The sequence below is a fragment of the Pseudomonas syringae genome, from assembly GCF_000737245.1.
Classification (GTDB): Bacteria; Pseudomonadota; Gammaproteobacteria; order Pseudomonadales; family Pseudomonadaceae; genus Aquipseudomonas; species Aquipseudomonas syringae_J.
Genome location: NZ_JPQU01000025.1, coordinates 14,432 through 30,462, shown reverse-complemented (window position 1 = coordinate 30,462; position 16,031 = coordinate 14,432). Strand labels below are relative to the sequence as shown.

15 protein-coding genes are annotated in these 16,031 nt (G+C 59.7%); 6 read left to right on the top strand and 9 right to left on the bottom strand.

Annotated features, from left to right (window positions below):
• Positions 1-230: 230 nt before the first annotated feature.
• From IV01_RS16930 to IV01_RS16960, 6 genes are all read right to left on the bottom strand, one after another.
• Entirely contained in the window at positions 231-1,937 is a 1,707-nt protein-coding gene (locus IV01_RS16930) for an ATP-dependent DNA ligase (protein WP_032627504.1), read from the bottom strand.
• Positions 1,934-2,989, bottom strand: coding sequence for a ligase-associated DNA damage response exonuclease (locus IV01_RS16935; RefSeq protein WP_032627503.1), 1,056 nt, complete (start codon positions 2,987-2,989; stop codon positions 1,934-1,936). The genes IV01_RS16930 and IV01_RS16935 overlap by 4 nt, the downstream gene beginning before the upstream one ends.
• Before the next feature lie 204 nt (positions 2,990-3,193).
• On the bottom strand, positions 3,194-5,659 hold the full coding sequence (locus IV01_RS16940; protein ID WP_032627502.1) for a penicillin acylase family protein: 2,466 nt from the start codon (positions 5,657-5,659) through the stop codon (positions 3,194-3,196).
• A gap of 422 nt (positions 5,660-6,081) precedes the next feature.
• Positions 6,082-6,729, bottom strand: coding sequence for a glutathione binding-like protein (locus tag IV01_RS16950; RefSeq protein WP_032627500.1), 648 nt, complete (start codon positions 6,727-6,729; stop codon positions 6,082-6,084).
• 111 nt (positions 6,730-6,840) lie between these two features.
• Positions 6,841-7,053: an SEC-C metal-binding domain-containing protein gene (locus IV01_RS16955; protein WP_032627499.1), complete on the bottom strand. Its 213-nt coding sequence runs from the start codon at positions 7,051-7,053 to the stop codon at positions 6,841-6,843.
• 4 nt (positions 7,054-7,057) lie between these two features.
• On the bottom strand, positions 7,058-7,513 hold the full coding sequence (locus IV01_RS16960) for an LEA type 2 family protein (protein ID WP_032627570.1): 456 nt from the start codon (positions 7,511-7,513) through the stop codon (positions 7,058-7,060).
• A 277-nt stretch (positions 7,514-7,790) separates the two neighbouring features.
• Between IV01_RS16960 and IV01_RS16965 the strand changes: the two genes are divergently transcribed.
• Positions 7,791-8,297 (top strand): hypothetical protein, encoded by a 507-nt coding sequence (locus IV01_RS16965; protein ID WP_032627498.1) that lies wholly within the window; start codon positions 7,791-7,793, stop codon positions 8,295-8,297.
• Positions 8,298-8,318: 21 nt separating this feature from the next.
• Here the strand turns inward: IV01_RS16965 and IV01_RS16970 are convergent, their stop codons facing one another.
• Both IV01_RS16970 and IV01_RS16975 read right to left on the bottom strand, forming a co-directional pair.
• Positions 8,319-8,792, bottom strand: a complete 474-nt coding sequence (locus IV01_RS16970; RefSeq protein ID WP_032627497.1) for a YchJ family protein — start codon at positions 8,790-8,792, stop codon at positions 8,319-8,321.
• Positions 8,793-8,795: 3 nt separating this feature from the next.
• Entirely contained in the window at positions 8,796-9,293 is a 498-nt protein-coding gene (locus tag IV01_RS16975; protein ID WP_032627496.1) for a DUF6231 family protein, read from the bottom strand.
• Positions 9,294-9,581: 288 nt separating this feature from the next.
• On the opposite strand from IV01_RS16975, the gene IV01_RS16980 reads away from it, so the two are divergent.
• From IV01_RS16980 to IV01_RS16990, 3 genes are all read left to right on the top strand, one after another.
• On the top strand, positions 9,582-10,283 hold the full coding sequence (locus IV01_RS16980; RefSeq protein WP_032627495.1) for an OmpA family protein: 702 nt from the start codon (positions 9,582-9,584) through the stop codon (positions 10,281-10,283).
• 198 nt (positions 10,284-10,481) lie between these two features.
• Positions 10,482-10,757 (top strand): DUF1145 domain-containing protein, encoded by a 276-nt coding sequence (locus IV01_RS16985; protein WP_032627493.1) that lies wholly within the window; start codon positions 10,482-10,484, stop codon positions 10,755-10,757.
• Positions 10,750-11,508 carry a hypothetical protein gene (locus IV01_RS16990; protein WP_032627491.1) on the top strand — a complete coding sequence of 253 codons (759 nt, stop codon included), beginning with the start codon at positions 10,750-10,752 and terminating at the stop codon, positions 11,506-11,508. The genes IV01_RS16985 and IV01_RS16990 overlap by 8 nt, the downstream gene beginning before the upstream one ends.
• A gap of 172 nt (positions 11,509-11,680) precedes the next feature.
• Here the strand turns inward: IV01_RS16990 and IV01_RS16995 are convergent, their stop codons facing one another.
• Positions 11,681-12,145: a CopD family protein gene (locus IV01_RS16995; RefSeq protein ID WP_032627490.1), complete on the bottom strand. Its 465-nt coding sequence runs from the start codon at positions 12,143-12,145 to the stop codon at positions 11,681-11,683.
• A gap of 125 nt (positions 12,146-12,270) precedes the next feature.
• On the opposite strand from IV01_RS16995, the gene dinG reads away from it, so the two are divergent.
• Together dinG and IV01_RS17005 are read left to right on the top strand one after the other, a co-directional pair.
• Positions 12,271-14,415, top strand: coding sequence for an ATP-dependent DNA helicase DinG (dinG, locus tag IV01_RS17000; RefSeq protein ID WP_032627489.1), 2,145 nt, complete (start codon positions 12,271-12,273; stop codon positions 14,413-14,415).
• Positions 14,416-14,772: 357 nt separating this feature from the next.
• Positions 14,773-15,921 carry an EstA family serine hydrolase gene (locus tag IV01_RS17005; RefSeq protein WP_032627488.1) on the top strand — a complete coding sequence of 383 codons (1,149 nt, stop codon included), beginning with the start codon at positions 14,773-14,775 and terminating at the stop codon, positions 15,919-15,921.
• Positions 15,922-16,031: the final 110 nt, after the last annotated feature.

The following is a 16,031-nucleotide window of genomic DNA, read 5'->3' as shown; positions in this document are numbered from 1 at the left end:
GAACCAAAGATACGAACGTGCGTTTTAAATGTACGGAGTTGTCGCAATGCTGACTGCTACCGACCACGCCGCTTTCCTGTAGGAGCGAGCTTGCTCGCGATAGCGTCTTGCCAGCTGTAGGGTCTGTGCCTGCCTAATCCAATCGCGAGCAAGCTCGCTCCTACAGGTTCGGAGTATTGAGCACCAATAAGGAGCGGCACGAAGTCATCGCCCCAAAAAAGGGCGGCATCCTACCCCAACAGGTCCTGCAACGTCGATAAACTATCGGCTTCGGCCACTGACTTATCCTGCCGCCAGCGCAACATGCGCGGAAAACGCACTGCAATCCCGCTCTTGTGGCGCTTTGAAAGAGCGATGCCTTCAAACCCCAATTCGAAAACCAGGGTCGGCGTCACGCTACTCACCGGGCCGAACTTTTCCACCGTGGTCTTGCGCACGATGGCGTCGACTTTGCGCATTTCTTCGTCGGTCAGGCCGGAGTAAGCCTTGGCGAACGGCACCAGTGTACGCTGGCTGGCTTCCGGCGGGCCGTCCCACACCGCAAAGGTGTAATCGCTGTACAGGCTCGCGCGCCGACCGTGACCGCGCTGCGCGTAGATCAATACCGCATCGACGCTAAACGGATCCACCTTCCACTTCCACCAGACGCCCATGTCCTTGGTGCGGCCTACGCCGTATAACGCATCTTTGGCTTTGAGCATCATGCCTTCCACGCCGAGGCTGCGGGAGGCTTCGCGCTGCTCACTCAAATCCAGCCAATCGTTGCCACTGACAACCGGTGAGGGCAGCAGCACCGGGCTCTGGCACATCGCGATCAGCGCATCCAGTTGCGTACGCCGTTCCTGCTGCGGTCGGCTGCGCCAGTCGTGGCCTTGCCATTCCAGCAGGTCGTAAGCCAGCAGTACCACCGGCACTTCTTCGAGGATTTTCTTGCCCAGGGTTTTGCGGCCGATGCGCTGTTGCAATAGCGCAAAGGGCTGGACCGAGGGTGCAGCCTGATCGGTTGCCTGATCCTTGAGTTCGAACGCTTTGCCTTCCGGAGCCGCAGGCTCGGGCGCTTTCCAGACCACGATTTCGCCATCGATTACCGTGCCGTCCGGGAGGTTCTGCACCAGGCTGTGCAACTCCGGGAAACGGTCAGTTACCAGTTCTTCACCTCGGGACCAGATCCACAGCCGCCCCTCGCGTTTGACCAGTTGCGCGCGGATACCGTCCCACTTCCATTCCACTTGCCAGTTATCCACAGGTCCCAGCAGGGTTTCGAACTGATCCACCGGTTGCTGCAAGGCATGGGCAAGAAAGAACGGGTATGGCTGCCCGCCGCGCTGGGCGTGCTCATCTTCGGATTCCGGCGCAATCAGCCGTTGAAAACCTTCTGCGGTCGGCCGGTTGGAGAGGTCGGTGTAGCCGACAAGTCGCTGGGCCACACGCTTGCTGTCGATGTCGGCCAGGGCGGCGAGGGCGCGGGTTACCAGCAGTTTGGAGACGCCGACGCGAAAACTGCCGGTGATCAATTTGATGCAGACCATCAGGCTGATGCGGTCCAGCTGGCTCCAGAAAGTCGGCAGGCGCTCGGCGAGCTCTTCGGGTGGCAATCCTCTTAAAGGCAGCAGCTTTTCTTCCATCCAGACTGCCAGGCCTTGATCGGAACTGTGCACCGCTTCAGGCAACAACAGTGACAGGGTCTCCGCCAGGTCGCCCACCGCTTGATAGCTTTCTTCGAACAGCCATTCCGGCAGATCGCCCAGGGTCATGGCCTGTTCGCGCAGCAGCTTGGTAGGCACCAGCTGACGCGGGCGACCACCCGACAGGAAGTACACCGCCCAAGCGGCGTCCTCTGCCGGGACGCTGGCGAAATAGTCGCGCATGGCGCTGAGTTTGGCATTGCTGGAGGTGGTGGCGTCGAGCCGGGAGTAGAGTTCGGCAAAGGCCTTCATGCCTGGCCCTCGCTGGATCGGGCAGGTTGGCTATCGCTGGGTTGTACCTCGGCGGCTGAAACATCGTCCTCGTCGCCGTATTCGGTCACGAAGCCCTGAGCGTCCAGACCCCGCTCGCGCAGATAACGCACCAGAACCGCTACCGAGCCGTGAGTCACCATCACTCGTTCAGCCCCGGTTTGCTCGATGGCCCAGAGCAGGCCAGGCCAATCCGCGTGGTCGGAGAGCACGAAGCCGCGATCCACGCCACGCCGCCTGCGGGTCCCGCGCAGCATCATCCAGCCGCTGGCGAACGCATCGCTGAACTCGCCGAAACGCTTCATCCAGCTGCTGCCACCGGCTGAAGGCGGGGCGAGGATCAAGGCCTGACGCAGGGCCGGGTCGGTCTTCTTGAAATCACCGGCATAGAGGGTTTCAGGGATTCGCACCCCGGCCTCGCGGTATACGCGGTTCAGCGGCTCAACTGCACCATGGACCAGAATCGGCCCGATCTGTGGATCGATGCCGTGCAGGATGCGTTGCGCCTTGCCGAACGAATAAGCGAACAACACGCTGGCTTTGCCAACAGCCGCGTTGGCCCGCCACCAGTCGTTGATCCCGGCAAAAATTTCAGATTGCGGCTGCCACTGGTAGATCGGCAGGCCGAATGTCGATTCAGTGATGAAGGTGTGGCAACGCACCGGCTCAAAGGGCGCACAGGTGCCGTCCGGTTCCACTTTGTAATCCCCGGAGGCGACCCAGACTTCGCCTTTGTATTCCAGCCTGACCTGCGCCGAGCCGAGCACGTGGCCCGCAGGGTGCAGGCTCAGTTTCACCCCGTGGTGCAGCAGCGTTTCGCCGTACTCGAGGGTTTGCAGGTTAATGTCCTGACCTAGCCGGGAACGCAGAATGCCTTCACCGGGCGCAGCGGCCAGATAGTGCTCGTTGCCGGTGCGCGCATGATCGCCGTGGCCGTGGGTAATTACCGAGCGCTCGACCGGTCGCCACGGATCAATATAGAAATCGCCGGGCGGGCAATACAAACCTTCGGGGCGCGCGATAACAAGATCCATGGAATGACCGATTGGATGGGCTTGTTAGTTATGAGGCGGCGCGAATGAGGAAGTTCGACGAACTTGGGGCACAGTGCGGTGGACTTTCTGTGGGAGCGGTGCTTGCCCGCGATAAGGCTGGACGGGATCTAAGTGAACCGCGTCCAGCCTTATCCCGGGCAAGCACCGCTCCCACAGGGGGTTTGTGCCGGTGCTGACGGGGTTTTACTTGCCCGGCACCAACGTCAGCCGCTTGCTGCCATAACCCCGTTCGTAGTTCTGGGTTTGCAGCGGGATCGACTGGTATTGGGCCTTGAGCCATGGCTCGATGCTGTTGGTGTAATACGGGCTGGCCGGGTTGCCGGACTGGCCGATGTTGGTCATGCCCAGCATCGGTTCGGTCTGGCCGAAATCAACGATCATGCGCAGGCTAGGCACGGTCTGGCTGTCGAAGCCCTGGCCCCAGGGAAAAGCCGAGATATTCAATGTGCTGTGGTCGCCGCCGATCGCAGTTGCGCCGCGGTTGAAGTCATTAACCGCAAACTCGGTGCCCTGGGTCGTCGCACGATGCAATTTGCCCCATTGCCAGGCTTTGTGATCGGTGCCCAGTTGGTTATCACCGGCAGTGATTGCAGCGGCCAGGCTGCGGGCCAGTATCGCGGGTTTATCTTCTTTCTGTGGTGTTTTCACATCGTCCCAATATGGGCTGTCTTCGCGACCTAGCAAGTGGTCAGCCTGGGCGGAATACGACAAGGCTGCGTTCTGTTGCAAGGCTTTCCAAGCCGGGCTGGTTTCCGGGCCCAGTTCGTCGAGGAAGGTCTGCTTGGCGCTTTCCTGCAGGAACAGCTCATACAGAGCGGCATCCGCAGAGGTCGCAAGCAACTTGCCATCAAACGCCATCAATCGCGTAAAAGCCTCACGGGCCTTGTTGCGCTCCGCTTCCGGCAGGGCATCGATCGCTTGCTTCAGGGGTTTGACCATCCCCGGCGCTTCAAACATCTTGCGCAGCTTGGCGGCAAAAGTCGTGGTCTGGTCATATTGCATGGCGATCACGCTGCGGGTGTCCTGCTTGCCACTGTTGGCCAGCTCGGCAATACGCTCGGCGCGCTCCGGAGTCTTCCAGGAGTTGGACAGTTGCATGCCGTAACCCTTGGGGAAGGTGCGCTGGTTAGCGGTGCCAATCCAGCCTTGCTGAGGATCCTGGTCATACGGGTGCAGCATTGAGTCGGCGAACCCGTCCCAGTCGTAGCGGCTTTCCCAGCCCGGCGACGGCAGCAGACCCAGGCCTTCGCGACGATTCGGGAAACGCCCGGTGACTTGCCAGCCGATATTCGAAGGGTCGGCGAACACCATGTTCAAGGTCACCGCGCGGATCTCGCGGCTGGCGTCGAAGGCTTTTTCCACGTTGGGTGCGCGGGACAGATCGAAAAACGCATCCAGGCTCTTGTCGTCCTTGAAATCCGGCTTTTGCAGGGCGATGCCCAGACCGTTACCCAATTGACCTGAGCCCAGGTTGCTGTTGAGCAGTGGCCCGTGACGGGTTGCGTAAACCGCTTCGCGGATCGGGCGGCCGCCTTTGACGATAAAGGTTTCATCATGGGCTACTGCGGGCAGCCACTTGCCATCGGCCAAGTACATCAGGCGATTGTTTTCGCGCTTGAGTTTTTCCAGAAACAGATCCTGGTTGTCGCCCATGGCCGAAGCCATGGACCAGGCCAGTTTGCCGTTGAAGCCGCTCAATACCAGAGGCAAGCCCGCGATCGTCGCGCCGGATGCTTGGTATTTTGGTGCGCGGATCTGCACCAGGCTCCACGCTGAATTCAGCCCGGCTGGCAGCTGAATGTCGCTGGCCAGCAGGCTTCGGCCGGTGCGGCTGCGTTGCGGGGCGATGGCCCAGTTGCTAGAGGCGGCGATGCCGAGCATGTTCAGATCGGTCAATTGCAGGGCAACTTTGTTCAACTCGCTCAGCCCAGAGACTTGCGTGCCCAGGTTCAGACCTTTGAGTTTTTCCGCCTCGGCGAACGGCAGTTCTTCATCCGGATAAGTCGGGATCAGCCAGGCCAGTTTGTCCACGCCAACTTTTTGCGCCAGCACCAGCGACGACAGTTCTTCTTGCAGGTTCACCGACTGACTGAAGTTCAGCAGGCTGAAAATCAACGCCGAGTCTTCCGGCTTCCAGTAGTCCGGGCGATAGCCGGAGCTGGCCAGATCGGCCGGCAATTTGTCGCGATAGCGGAACATCCAGGCGTTGACGCCACGGGCATAGACTTCGAAGAAGCGTTGCAGGCGCGGGCTCGAAGCGTTGTACAGCTCACTGGCGCTCTTCTTCAGAATCGCCGAACGCATCAGCCGGTCAACATCCAGCGCGCTGGGGCCAGCCATTTCCGACAGACGTCCCTGGGCGAGCAGGCGCATAGTCAGCATCTGGGTGATCCGGTCGCTGGCATGCACGTAGCCCAAGGTGAAGAGGGCATCGTGGAAGGTGCTGCTTTCGATCAGCGGCATGCCCAGATTATTGCGCCGCAGCGAGACATTCTGCGCCAGGCCCTTCACGGCAACGGTGCCGGAAGTCGGTAACAGGGTATCGGTATCGCCCCCGCTGATCTGGCAGCCGGCAAGGCTCAGCAAACCCACCGTGGCGGCAACAGCACCGAACCGGGGTACGACTCTGAAACGGGCTGGCGAGGCCATGGCGAAGCTCCTGCAGGGGATGACATATAAAGGGCGCTACGTTAGAGAGCGCGCAGGCACCGCGCAAGCGGGAAGAGGGAGTTTATTTCAGGGTTTTTCAACTGTTTGGATCTGTTGGGTTGCGAGGATCCTGTGGGAAATTCTATGTTTGCTCGCAAGCGGATGTGACGTGGGACCGGCTTTAGCCGGGAAGGCGGCATTTCAGACGATAAATATCGCATGGATGTACTGGCCTCTTCCCGGCTAAAGCCGGTCCCACGTCGTCACGCCACTATTGAGATCACTCTTGTGCGGTGCTTGCCCGCGATAAGGCTGTATGCGATGGACCTGATAGCTGCGGCGACCTTATCGCGGGCAAGCACCGCTCCCACACAAGCTCGCACACACACACACACACACACACACACACACACACAGAGGTATCACGATGCCGGGGGCGGATTCACCCGCTCAACCAGCGCATACGCCCGTTTGGTGGCGTCGCGGCTGGCGATGGCGTCGTACCAGCGCTTGAGGTTGGGGAAGTCGTCAAGGTTCTGGTCTTGCCAAGTGTGCCGCGCTATCCATGGGTAGATCGCCATATCGGCAATGCTGTATTCACTGCCCGCCACAAAGTCACGATCCGCCAGACGCTTGTCCAGTACGCCATACAAACGGGTTGTTTCATCCACATAGCGCTTGATCGCGTAGGGAATTTTTTCCTTGGCGAAGCGGTTGAAGTGGTGATTTTGACCGGCCATCGGCCCCAGGCCGCCCATTTGCCAGAATAGCCATTGCAGCGCTTCCTGCCGCTCGCGCAAATCCTGAGGGATGAACTTGCCGGTTTTCTCTGCCAGATACAGCAGGATTGCACCCGACTCGAACAGGCTGATCGGCTCACCGCCATCCAGCGGATCATTGTCAACGATGGCCGGGATACGGTTATTGGGGGAGATTTTCAGGAACTCGGGTTTGAACTGATCGTTCTGGGTGATATCAACGGGGAAAATCTTGTAGGGCAGACCGGCTTCTTCAAGGAACAGGGAAACCTTGTGGCCGTTGGGCGTGGTCCAGTAGTGCAGATCAATCATCAGGGGGCTCCGGTCGTGTTGCACGAATTCCCCTGTTTTACTCCTGTGGCCCCGGGCTGCACAAATGAAAACGGCCTGCAATGCAGGCCGTTTACCAATACCCGTCGCGGTTTACGCGCCGTGGCATTTCTTGAATTTCTTGTCGCTGCCACACGGGCAAGGATCGTTGCGGCCTACGTCTTTCAACGCGTTGCGTACTGGCTCTTGATGAGCGTGACCGCAGTTCGGGCCGTGTACATGGCCGTGCTGGTGGTCATGATGGTCATGGTCATGGTCATGATCGTGGTTGCAGTCGGGGCCATGCACGTGGGCTTGCTGGTTCATCGGGTTACTCCGGAATTAGATCGCCGGGGATTATCTCGCCGTTGCGGCCAATACGCACGTTATGACGGAACAAAAAGCCGGTTTTAAGTTTGCCTTCGAGCCGATAGGGAATCGCCTGATCGGGTTTTTTCAACAGTTTGGAGATGTATTTCAGATGCTGCCAGAGATTGGTCCGGACTGGCACCACGAAATTTTTGTGGCTGTGCCCCTCGACCACGAACCAGTCGCTGGACTCGCCCTCGGCCAGCGTCGCGTCTTTGAGCATGACTTTGTAGCGCAGGCTACGCACCAGCACGCTGCGATCATTGAGGTTGTCGACCCGAAAGTGCAGTTTGAAATCCTGCTGCAGCAACTTGGCCTTGACCACTTGCACCTTGAGCAACCGCACCTCGGGTTCCTGGTAACCGCTGACAACCCAGGAGGAGCAGCCGGTGAGAAGGGAGAGCAGTACCAAAATCAGAACAGTAGCCGCGTTTTTTTTGTAGGAGCGAGCTTGCTCGCGATAGCGCCCGATCAGATAACAACGTATCGACGGCCAAATCGCATCGCGAGCAAGCTCGCTCCTACAGATATCTGTGTGTGATGTGCTGAAGGAATCTGCTGTCAAACAGGCCTTTGCAAACATGGTCTTGCTCCATTTGTGGCCCGCTCAGGGCCATCGTTGGCAAAGCGACTTGCCCGTTCCTTTTTTATAAGGCTGCGGCATACTCCTCGCACGTGCTGTCAGAGTATGACTGATGAAACTGTATGAAATTGTATTCAGTGGCCAATTGGTTTCTGGTGCCCAGCCTGATCTGGTGCAAAGCAACCTTGGCAAGCTGTTCCAGGCCGATGCTCAGCGCCTGGCACTGCTGTTTTCCGGACGGCGGCTGGTTCTGAAAAACAATCTCGACGCGGCAGCGGCAGAAAAGTATCGCTCGACGCTGGAGCGTGCCGGGGCATTGGCCGAAGTCGTTGAAATGCCAGCCCTCGTAGATTCACAGGTTTCAACACCTTCTTCTCAGCCTGGTCGATTGCAGGTTGTCCCCCGGGATGTGTACATGGCGGCCTTTGTCGATGTCGATGCGCCAGCGCTGGAGTTGTTCGAGGTCGGCAGCGACCTGCAGGACCACAAGCCCGTGCCGGTTGCGCCCGCCCTGGATCTGTCGCTGTTCAGCGTCGCCCCGGTGGGCAGCGACATGGGCCAGGCCGCCGAGCCGCAAAGCGTGCAGGTGCCCGATATCTCTCATCTGCGCCTCGTGTGATCCGCGACGATCTCTGTTGGGTCAGGCGATATAACTCGCGCAGCACTTCTTGTACTTCTGCTCGCTGCCACAAGGGCAGGCGTCGTTGCGCCCGGCTTTGAGGCCTACGGTAGGGTCAATGAAATACCAGCGCCCCTGGTTCTGTACGAAAGCCGAGCGCTCGCGATGGCTATGCTCGCCCGCGCCGTCATGCCAGCGTGCCGTAAAGGTGACGAACGCGTGTTCCGGTTTGCCGCCGAAGACTTCCGAGCTTTCCACTTCAAGGCCCAGCCAGGTGCTCTGCAAGCTCCATTGACTGATGGCTTCCCGGTCCAGCGCAGCCTTTTGCACTGGTAGCGTGGTGTCCAGCAGGTAATCGATCAGGCCCAGCACATAAGCGCTATAGCGTGAACGCATGAGTTTTTCGGCGCAGGGCGTGGGCTGCCCGGCGTGAAACGGCCCACAGCAGGTGGCCAACAGGTCTCCACTGCCACACGGGCAAATCGCGCTATTCATGAGTTACCACCAGTATTTGCCAAAATTCTCGGGATTGGCCCAGAACCTGGAGTTCAGCCAGTCAGGTACTTGTTTGTATTCGCGCAGGTCGTAGGTGAACAGAGTCAGCACTTGCTCGTCCCGGGCGAAACGTTCACTGGCCTGCAAGGCCAGGGAATAAAAGTCAGTGGTCTTCCAGCCGCAGGCTTGAAGGTCAGCCAGTACCGCGATGCGGCTGGCGTTGAGGTTGCGAATCCCGCCCAGCAGTTCCAGGCCGTCCCGCTTGGGGATGTGCTCGAGGCAATCGACTACCAATGCCAGGTCAAAGCGTTGCGCAGCCAATTCCGCTGGCAGCGGACCGGGCCTGGCGTGGGCCAGTTGCGTGTCGGGGTGGGCGTCCTGAAACGCCTGTAATGCAGGGAACGCCTCTGCCCCGATCAATAGCAGACGCTTCGGGGCCTGCAAGTCGAGCAGGGCGGCCAGCGCTTGCTGCGGCGTGCGTGTGGAAAAGCCTTCACTCATCAAAAATCCCCTCTTGGACCTGCAAGACTAGCCTGTGCAGGGGCGTGGGCCTAGTCCCTCTATTGGGCCTGCTGTTATCTGTTGGAGCGAGGCTTGCCCGCGAATCAAGCGACGCGGTTAGCCAGACACACCGCGTTATCGTTCTTCGCGGGCAAGCCTCGCTCCAATGGAAAAATGATCTGATCAGCTCAAAACCCAATAAAACAAGGCTCAAAGTGGCGAACTGGCCTATTGCCGTCTTAACTCCCTTGGCGGCGCATTGGGCCGAACCCTTGGGAGAGAAAATTTATGAGAATGATCCGCACAGCATTGCCTCTGATTTTAATCACCAGCGTTTTAACCGGTTGCGCAGGTTTACAGAAGACCGACTGGCCTCTTTGCGCCTTGGGTGGCGGTGTCGCCGGTGCTGCGGCAGGCGCGTTCCAGAGCGCAGCGGTCGCAGCCAGCCTGGGCGGCGCGGTTGGCGTCATGGCGGGTGCCTATTGCTGGGTACACGGCGATGGCGATGATGATGGCGACGGCGTGAAGAACAGCATCGACAAATGCCCGGACACCCCTAAAGGTGTAGCGGTCGACGCCACCGGCTGCCCATTGGTGGCGCCAGCTCCACCTGTAGTGATCGAAGAGGTGGCGGTGGTCAAGGAAGAAGTCATCGTCATCAATGATGTGTTGTTCGAGTTCGACTCTGCACGTTTGACTGCCGCCGATAAATCGAAACTCGACCTGATCACCACTCGCCTGAAACGTGAAGCACCGAGTGCTCAGCTGCGTGTCAGCGGTCACACCGACAGTGTCGGCCGTGATGGCTACAACCAGAAACTGTCCGAAAAACGTGCCATGTCCGTGACTGACTACCTCGTCAGCTCAGGCATCCCGCGCAGCTCGTTCGTTTCCGTGCAAGGCGCTGGCGAATCTCGCCCGGTTGCTGACAACTCGACTGCCAACGGTCGTGCATTGAACCGTCGCGTGGAAATTCAGATCAACCGCTGATTTTCAGCCTACTGATTGGCCCGGCATCCGTGCCGGGTCAATGCCGATGTGTAGCCGTTCAGCGGTTGGTCTTTCGTCCTAAAGAATTTTTGGCAGCGTGCTGGCATATTTCCCAACGCGAGCGTTTACTGTGCGCGCAGAAAAATTGCACAACAAAATAAGCTTTCACAAAAACAATGACAGGGGCAGGTTCCGGCAATGAAGGTGTTTTGGGGGTTGGGAAAGCTTTTAACCGCAGCATTCTGGCTGGTGGTGTTGGTCAATCTGGTCATGGTGTTGCCGACGCCGTTCGCTCTGTTAATCAAACTCGCTGGCGGCCTGCTGGCACTGACACACGTGCTTGAGTTGCTGCTATTCAACGGTAGCCTGCGCGGCCGACGTCATCCCTGGCGCGATCGTCTGCACATCCTTGTGTTTGGAATCTTCCATGTTCAATCCTTGCCCAAACCTTCCCCGGAGATCGCCCATGCGTAGGCTTTGTCTACTTGCCGCACTTTGCAGCCCGCTTGCCATGGCCCAGAGCGTCAGCGTCGAACCTCATTCCCTGATGCGCTTGCCGAGCAATACCAGCGTGCTGCAACTGGAGCGTCTTGAAGTCGAGGATTACGGCACTTTGCTGATCCCGTCCGGGTTGACTGAAGTCAAAGTTGATCAACTGGTGCTGGGCCATGAGGCACGTATCGCGATCGTGTCCGGCAGCCAGCCGTTCAATTTGGTGGTTGGCCACGGCAAGCTGGGCGTTGGCAGTCAGATCACGGCTCGTGGCGCGCCGGGCACTTACGAAAAACCGCCATTGCCGGGCCGCAACCTGACCTTGCGTATCGAGCATCTGGACGGCAGCGAATTATTCGTTGATGCCCGTGGTGGTGCCGGTTCGCCGGGTTATGTTGGTCTGGATGGCGCTAATGGCGAGGCGCCGGGCTGCACCTTTGGCAGCGCGGGGAAAGGTTTTGACGGCGACAACGGCGGCAATGGTCACGATGGCGCGCCGGGTGCTCAGGTGCGGCTGGAACTGCCGCTGAGTTTTCCTGCTGAACGTATCAAGGTCAACGTCCAGGGTGGCCCCGGCGGTTTGGCTGGCGCTGGCGGCAAACCGGGCAAAGGCGGCGCGTCCAAAGGTTGCATCGTTTACCGCGCCAACGGCGGCAAGGCCGGGCGTCCCGGAGAAGCGGGGCAGCCTGGAGCGGCCGGACCTGCGGGTGCAGTGACGGTGCAGCGGTTGTAAGGCTGTTGAATACTTGTGAGAGCGAATGAATTCGCTCTCACAAGTTCGGTGTTCTTTCAGGCATACCGCGGTCCTGTAGGAGCGCACCGAGGTTACGAGGCCCGCGATAGCGGTGTATCAAACAGACCGCCATCGCTGCCTCGCGCTGCTCGTGAGCTCCTACATATCTCGCTTAGAAATTCGGTCTGGCCGCTGCAATCGCCACCACCGCCAGGCCAATCAACAGATTAATCCCCACCAATCGGCGAATCCGGCCCAATACCCCGGCACCTTCAGCCCATTGCTCCGCTTCAACCGCCCGGCGCAGTTCCGGCAGTTGCAACGACTGGACTCGGATGAACAGTGCGGTCATCACCACGTACAAGCCCATCATCACCTGCACATAGCGCGGCGCGGTCTGGAAGTTGACGAATTGCAACTGGATCATGCCGACCCCAGTGATCGGCAAGACCACCACCACAGCCCAGACCCAGACAAAAAACCGTGGAAACACTTCCAGCCACAATTTCAAACGGGTCGGGCCCTGCAGGGCGCTGACGACCGCCGGTCGCAGGATCATCCAGGCGAAAAACATGCCGCCGACCCAGACCAGAGCGGCCAGAACATGCAGGGTGTAGACGAGGGAAAAAGGTGTCATCAGGTACTCCGTTCTGCGCGGATGGAATTTGCGGGGTATGATAGCCGCCTGCTGGAACTACTGAAGATATATCCAGCTGTTTACGCTTTAATTTTTTGCCGATGCCGTAGCGCCCGAGCCAAACCATGATCAGCAACGAACTCAAATCCCAGATTCAGGGCGCTTACTCGCGTTTCCTCGAAGCCAAGAGCCTCAAGCCACGCTATGGCCAGCGTTTGATGATCGCCGAGATTGCCAAGGTGCTGGGCGACATCGACACCGACGAAGAAGGCCGACGCACCAGCGACCCGGCGGTGGTCGCAGTGGAAGCTGGCACGGGTACCGGCAAGACGGTGGCCTACGCCATCGCAGCCATCCCCACCGCGAAGCTGGCGGGCAAGCGTCTGGTCATCGCCACGGCTACGGTGGCCCTGCAAGAGCAGATCGTCCACAAGGATCTGCCGGACCTGATGCGCAACAGCGGGCTGAATTTCACCTTCTCCCTGGCCAAGGGCCGCGGCCGTTATATGTGCCTGTCCAAGCTCGACATGCTGCTGCAGGAAGGCGATGCGACCAACGCCACTGCCCAGCTTTTCGAAGAAGAAGGCTTCAAGATTGAAGTCGATGAGGCCAGTCAGAAGCTTTTCACCAGCATGATCGAAAAGCTGGCGGGCAATAAATGGGATGGCGACCGCGACAGCTGGCCCCAGGCTCTTGAAGATCAGGACTGGGCGCGACTGACCACAGATCACAGCCAGTGCACCAACAGGCATTGTCCGAATTTTCAGCAGTGCGCCTTCTATAAAGCCCGTGAAGGCATGGGAAAAGTCGACGTGATCGTGACGAACCACGACATGGTGCTGGCGGACCTTGCCCTGGGCGGCGGCGCGGTGCTGCCCGATCCACGGGACACCTTGTACGTGTTCGACGAAGGCCACCACCTGCCTGACAAAGCCATCGGCCATTTCGCCCATTACACCCGTCTGCGCTCAACCGCCGACTGGCTGGAACAGACCGCCAAAAACCTCTCTAAACTGCTGGCTCAGCATCCGTTGCCGGGTGACTTGGGCAAGCTGATCGAGCAGGTGCCGGAGCTGGCCCGGGAGATCAAGGCACAGCAGCAATTCATGTTCAGCGCCTGCGAACAACTGGCGGATTTCCGTGCCGGTGAAGACATGCAGGGGCGCGAGCGCCCACGGCACAGGTTCATTGGCGGCGTGGTGCCTGAGCACATCCGGGAAATGGGCATCGAGCTGAAGAAGGGCTTCGCCCGTCTGGATGATCTGTTCACCCGTCTGGCCGACCTGCTCAAGGAAGGCATGGACGGCGAGGTCAATATCGGCATCGCCAGTCATCAGGCGGAGGAGTGGTATCCGCTGTTCGGCAGCCTGCTGGCCCGTGCCCATGGCAACTGGGAGCTGTGGACCGCCTTCACCGCTGAGGATCCGGAAGACAGCCCGCCCATGGCGCGCTGGTTGACCCTGGCGGACAGCGGTGCGTTGTTTGATATCGAGGTCAACGCCAGCCCGATCCTGGCGGCGGAAATGCTTCGCCGCAATTTGTGGAACGTGGCTTATGGCGCGCTGGTGACTTCCGCGACGCTGACGGCACTGGGCAAGTTCGACCGCTTCCGCATGCGCGCCGGTCTGCCCAAAGTCGCCGTTACTGCTGTGGTGCCCAGCCCGTTTCATCACGCGGACGCGGGTGTGCTCCGGGTGCCGGACCTCAAGGCCGATCCGCGTGATTCCGTGGCCCACACCGCTGCAATCATCCGCGAACTGCCGAGTCTGGTGGAAGGTTCACGGGGCACGCTGGTGCTGTTCTCCTCGCGCAAACAGATGCAGGACGTTTTCGACGGCCTGGAGCGGGACTGGCGCAAGCAGGTGTTCATTCAAGGCAATCTGTCCAAGCAGGAGACCCTCAACAAGCACAAGGCTCGTGTGGATGGTGGTGATTCCAGTGTGCTGTTCGGCCTGGCGAGCTTCGCCGAAGGTGTCGATTTGCCGGGGGCCTATTGCGAGCACGTGGTAATCGCCAAGATCCCGTTCGCGGTGCCGGACGACCCAGTGGAAGCGGCCCTTGCGGAGTGGATCGAAGCCCGTGGCGGCAACCCGTTCATGGAAATCGCCGTGCCGGATGCTTCGCTGCGCCTGGTCCAGGCCTGCGGCCGCTTGCTGCGCACCGAAGAAGACCGCGGCACCATCACACTGCTGGACCGCCGGGTGGTGACCCAGCGCTACGGCAAGGCGATTCTCAACGCGTTGCCGCCGTTCAGGCGGGAGATTTCCTGAGTCTGCCGAAGCGATTCGGGTCCTGTGGGCGGTGCTTGCCCGCGATGAGGTTTAGTTGATTTGCCTGCAGAATCGCGGTGCCCTTATCGCGGGCAAGCACCGCTCCCACATTGAATCTTTGTCTCCGTTGGAGCCGGGCTTGCCCGCGAAGAACGATAACGCGGTCTGTCTGTAATACGCTGGCGCCTGGTTCGCGGGCAAGTCTCGCCCCAACGGGTTCGGTGATCCGCTGTAGGAGCGCGCTTGCCCGCGATGGCGTCGGCACTCGCAGCCTATTGATCCACATCTGTTCCCAAAATCAGCAATCGCTGAAACAATGCACGCCATTTTTCAATCAGCCAATCCGGGAGCCAGTGGGTGCAGATTCAGGGTCATTTCGAGCTCAAGTTCGAAGCAGTACGTGAGGCGTTCGCCGCACTCTTCGACGATCCTCAGGAACGTGGTGCGGCGCTGTGCATTCAGATCGGTGGCGAAACGGTCGTCGATCTGTGGGCGGGCATTGCCGACAAGGACGGTGCCGAGGTCTGGCACAGCGATACCATCCTCAACCTGTTTTCCTGCACCAAACCCTTCGCCGCCGTCGCCGCGTTGCAACTGGTCGATGAGGGCAAGTTGCGCCTGGATGAACCGGTCGCTCTTCTTTGGCCCGAATTTGCCGAGGCAGGCAAGGGCGCAATTACCCTGCGTCAATTGCTCTGCCATCAGGCCGGGCTGCCCGCGTTGCGCCACATGTTGCCTGCCGAAGCGCTTTATAACTGGAGCGCAATGACGGATGCACTGGCTGCCGAGCAACCCTGGTGGACGCCGGGGCAGGGCCACGGTTACGCGGCGCTCACCTATGGCTGGCTGGTGGGTGAAATGCTGCGCCGGGCCGATGGTCGCGGGCCGGGTGATTCCATTGCCGCGCGTATCGCACGGCCATTGGGTCTGGATTTCCATGTCGGCCTGGCGGACGAGGAGTTTTACCGGGTTGCCCATGTGGCGCGTGGCAAAGGCAATACAGGTGACGAGGCCGCGCAGCGTCTGGTGCAGACCACCATGCGTGATCCGACGTCGATGACTGCACGAGCCTTCACCAACCCGCCCTCGATCATGACCAGCACCAACAAGCCGGAATGGCGTCGCATGCAGCAGCCCGCCGCTAATGGTCACGGCAATGCCCGTAGCCTTGCGGGCTTCTATGCCGGTCTGCTCGATGGCCGCCTGCTGGAATCCGAATTGCTCAATGAGCTTACCCGCGAGCACAGCGTTGGCGAGGACAGGACTTTGTTGACTCGGACACGTTTCGGTCTGGGCTGCATGCTGGATCAGCCTGACATACCCAACGCCACCTTCGGCCTGGGCGCCAAGGCATTCGGTCACCCGGGCGCTGGCGGTTCGATCGGTTTCGCCGACCCGGATAGGGACGTTGCGTTCGGGTTTGTCACCAATACCCTGGGCCCTTATGTGCTGATGGATCCTCGGGCACAGAAGTTGGCGCGTGTGCTTGATGAGTGTTTGCGCTAAGTTGTGTGCATAAGTGCTTGTTTAATACCGACTGTCAGTTAATGGGGTGTAACTGGAACCGTGCGACGGTTTCCTTTTCCAACTGAGCGTTTAGGCGTGTTATATGGGCG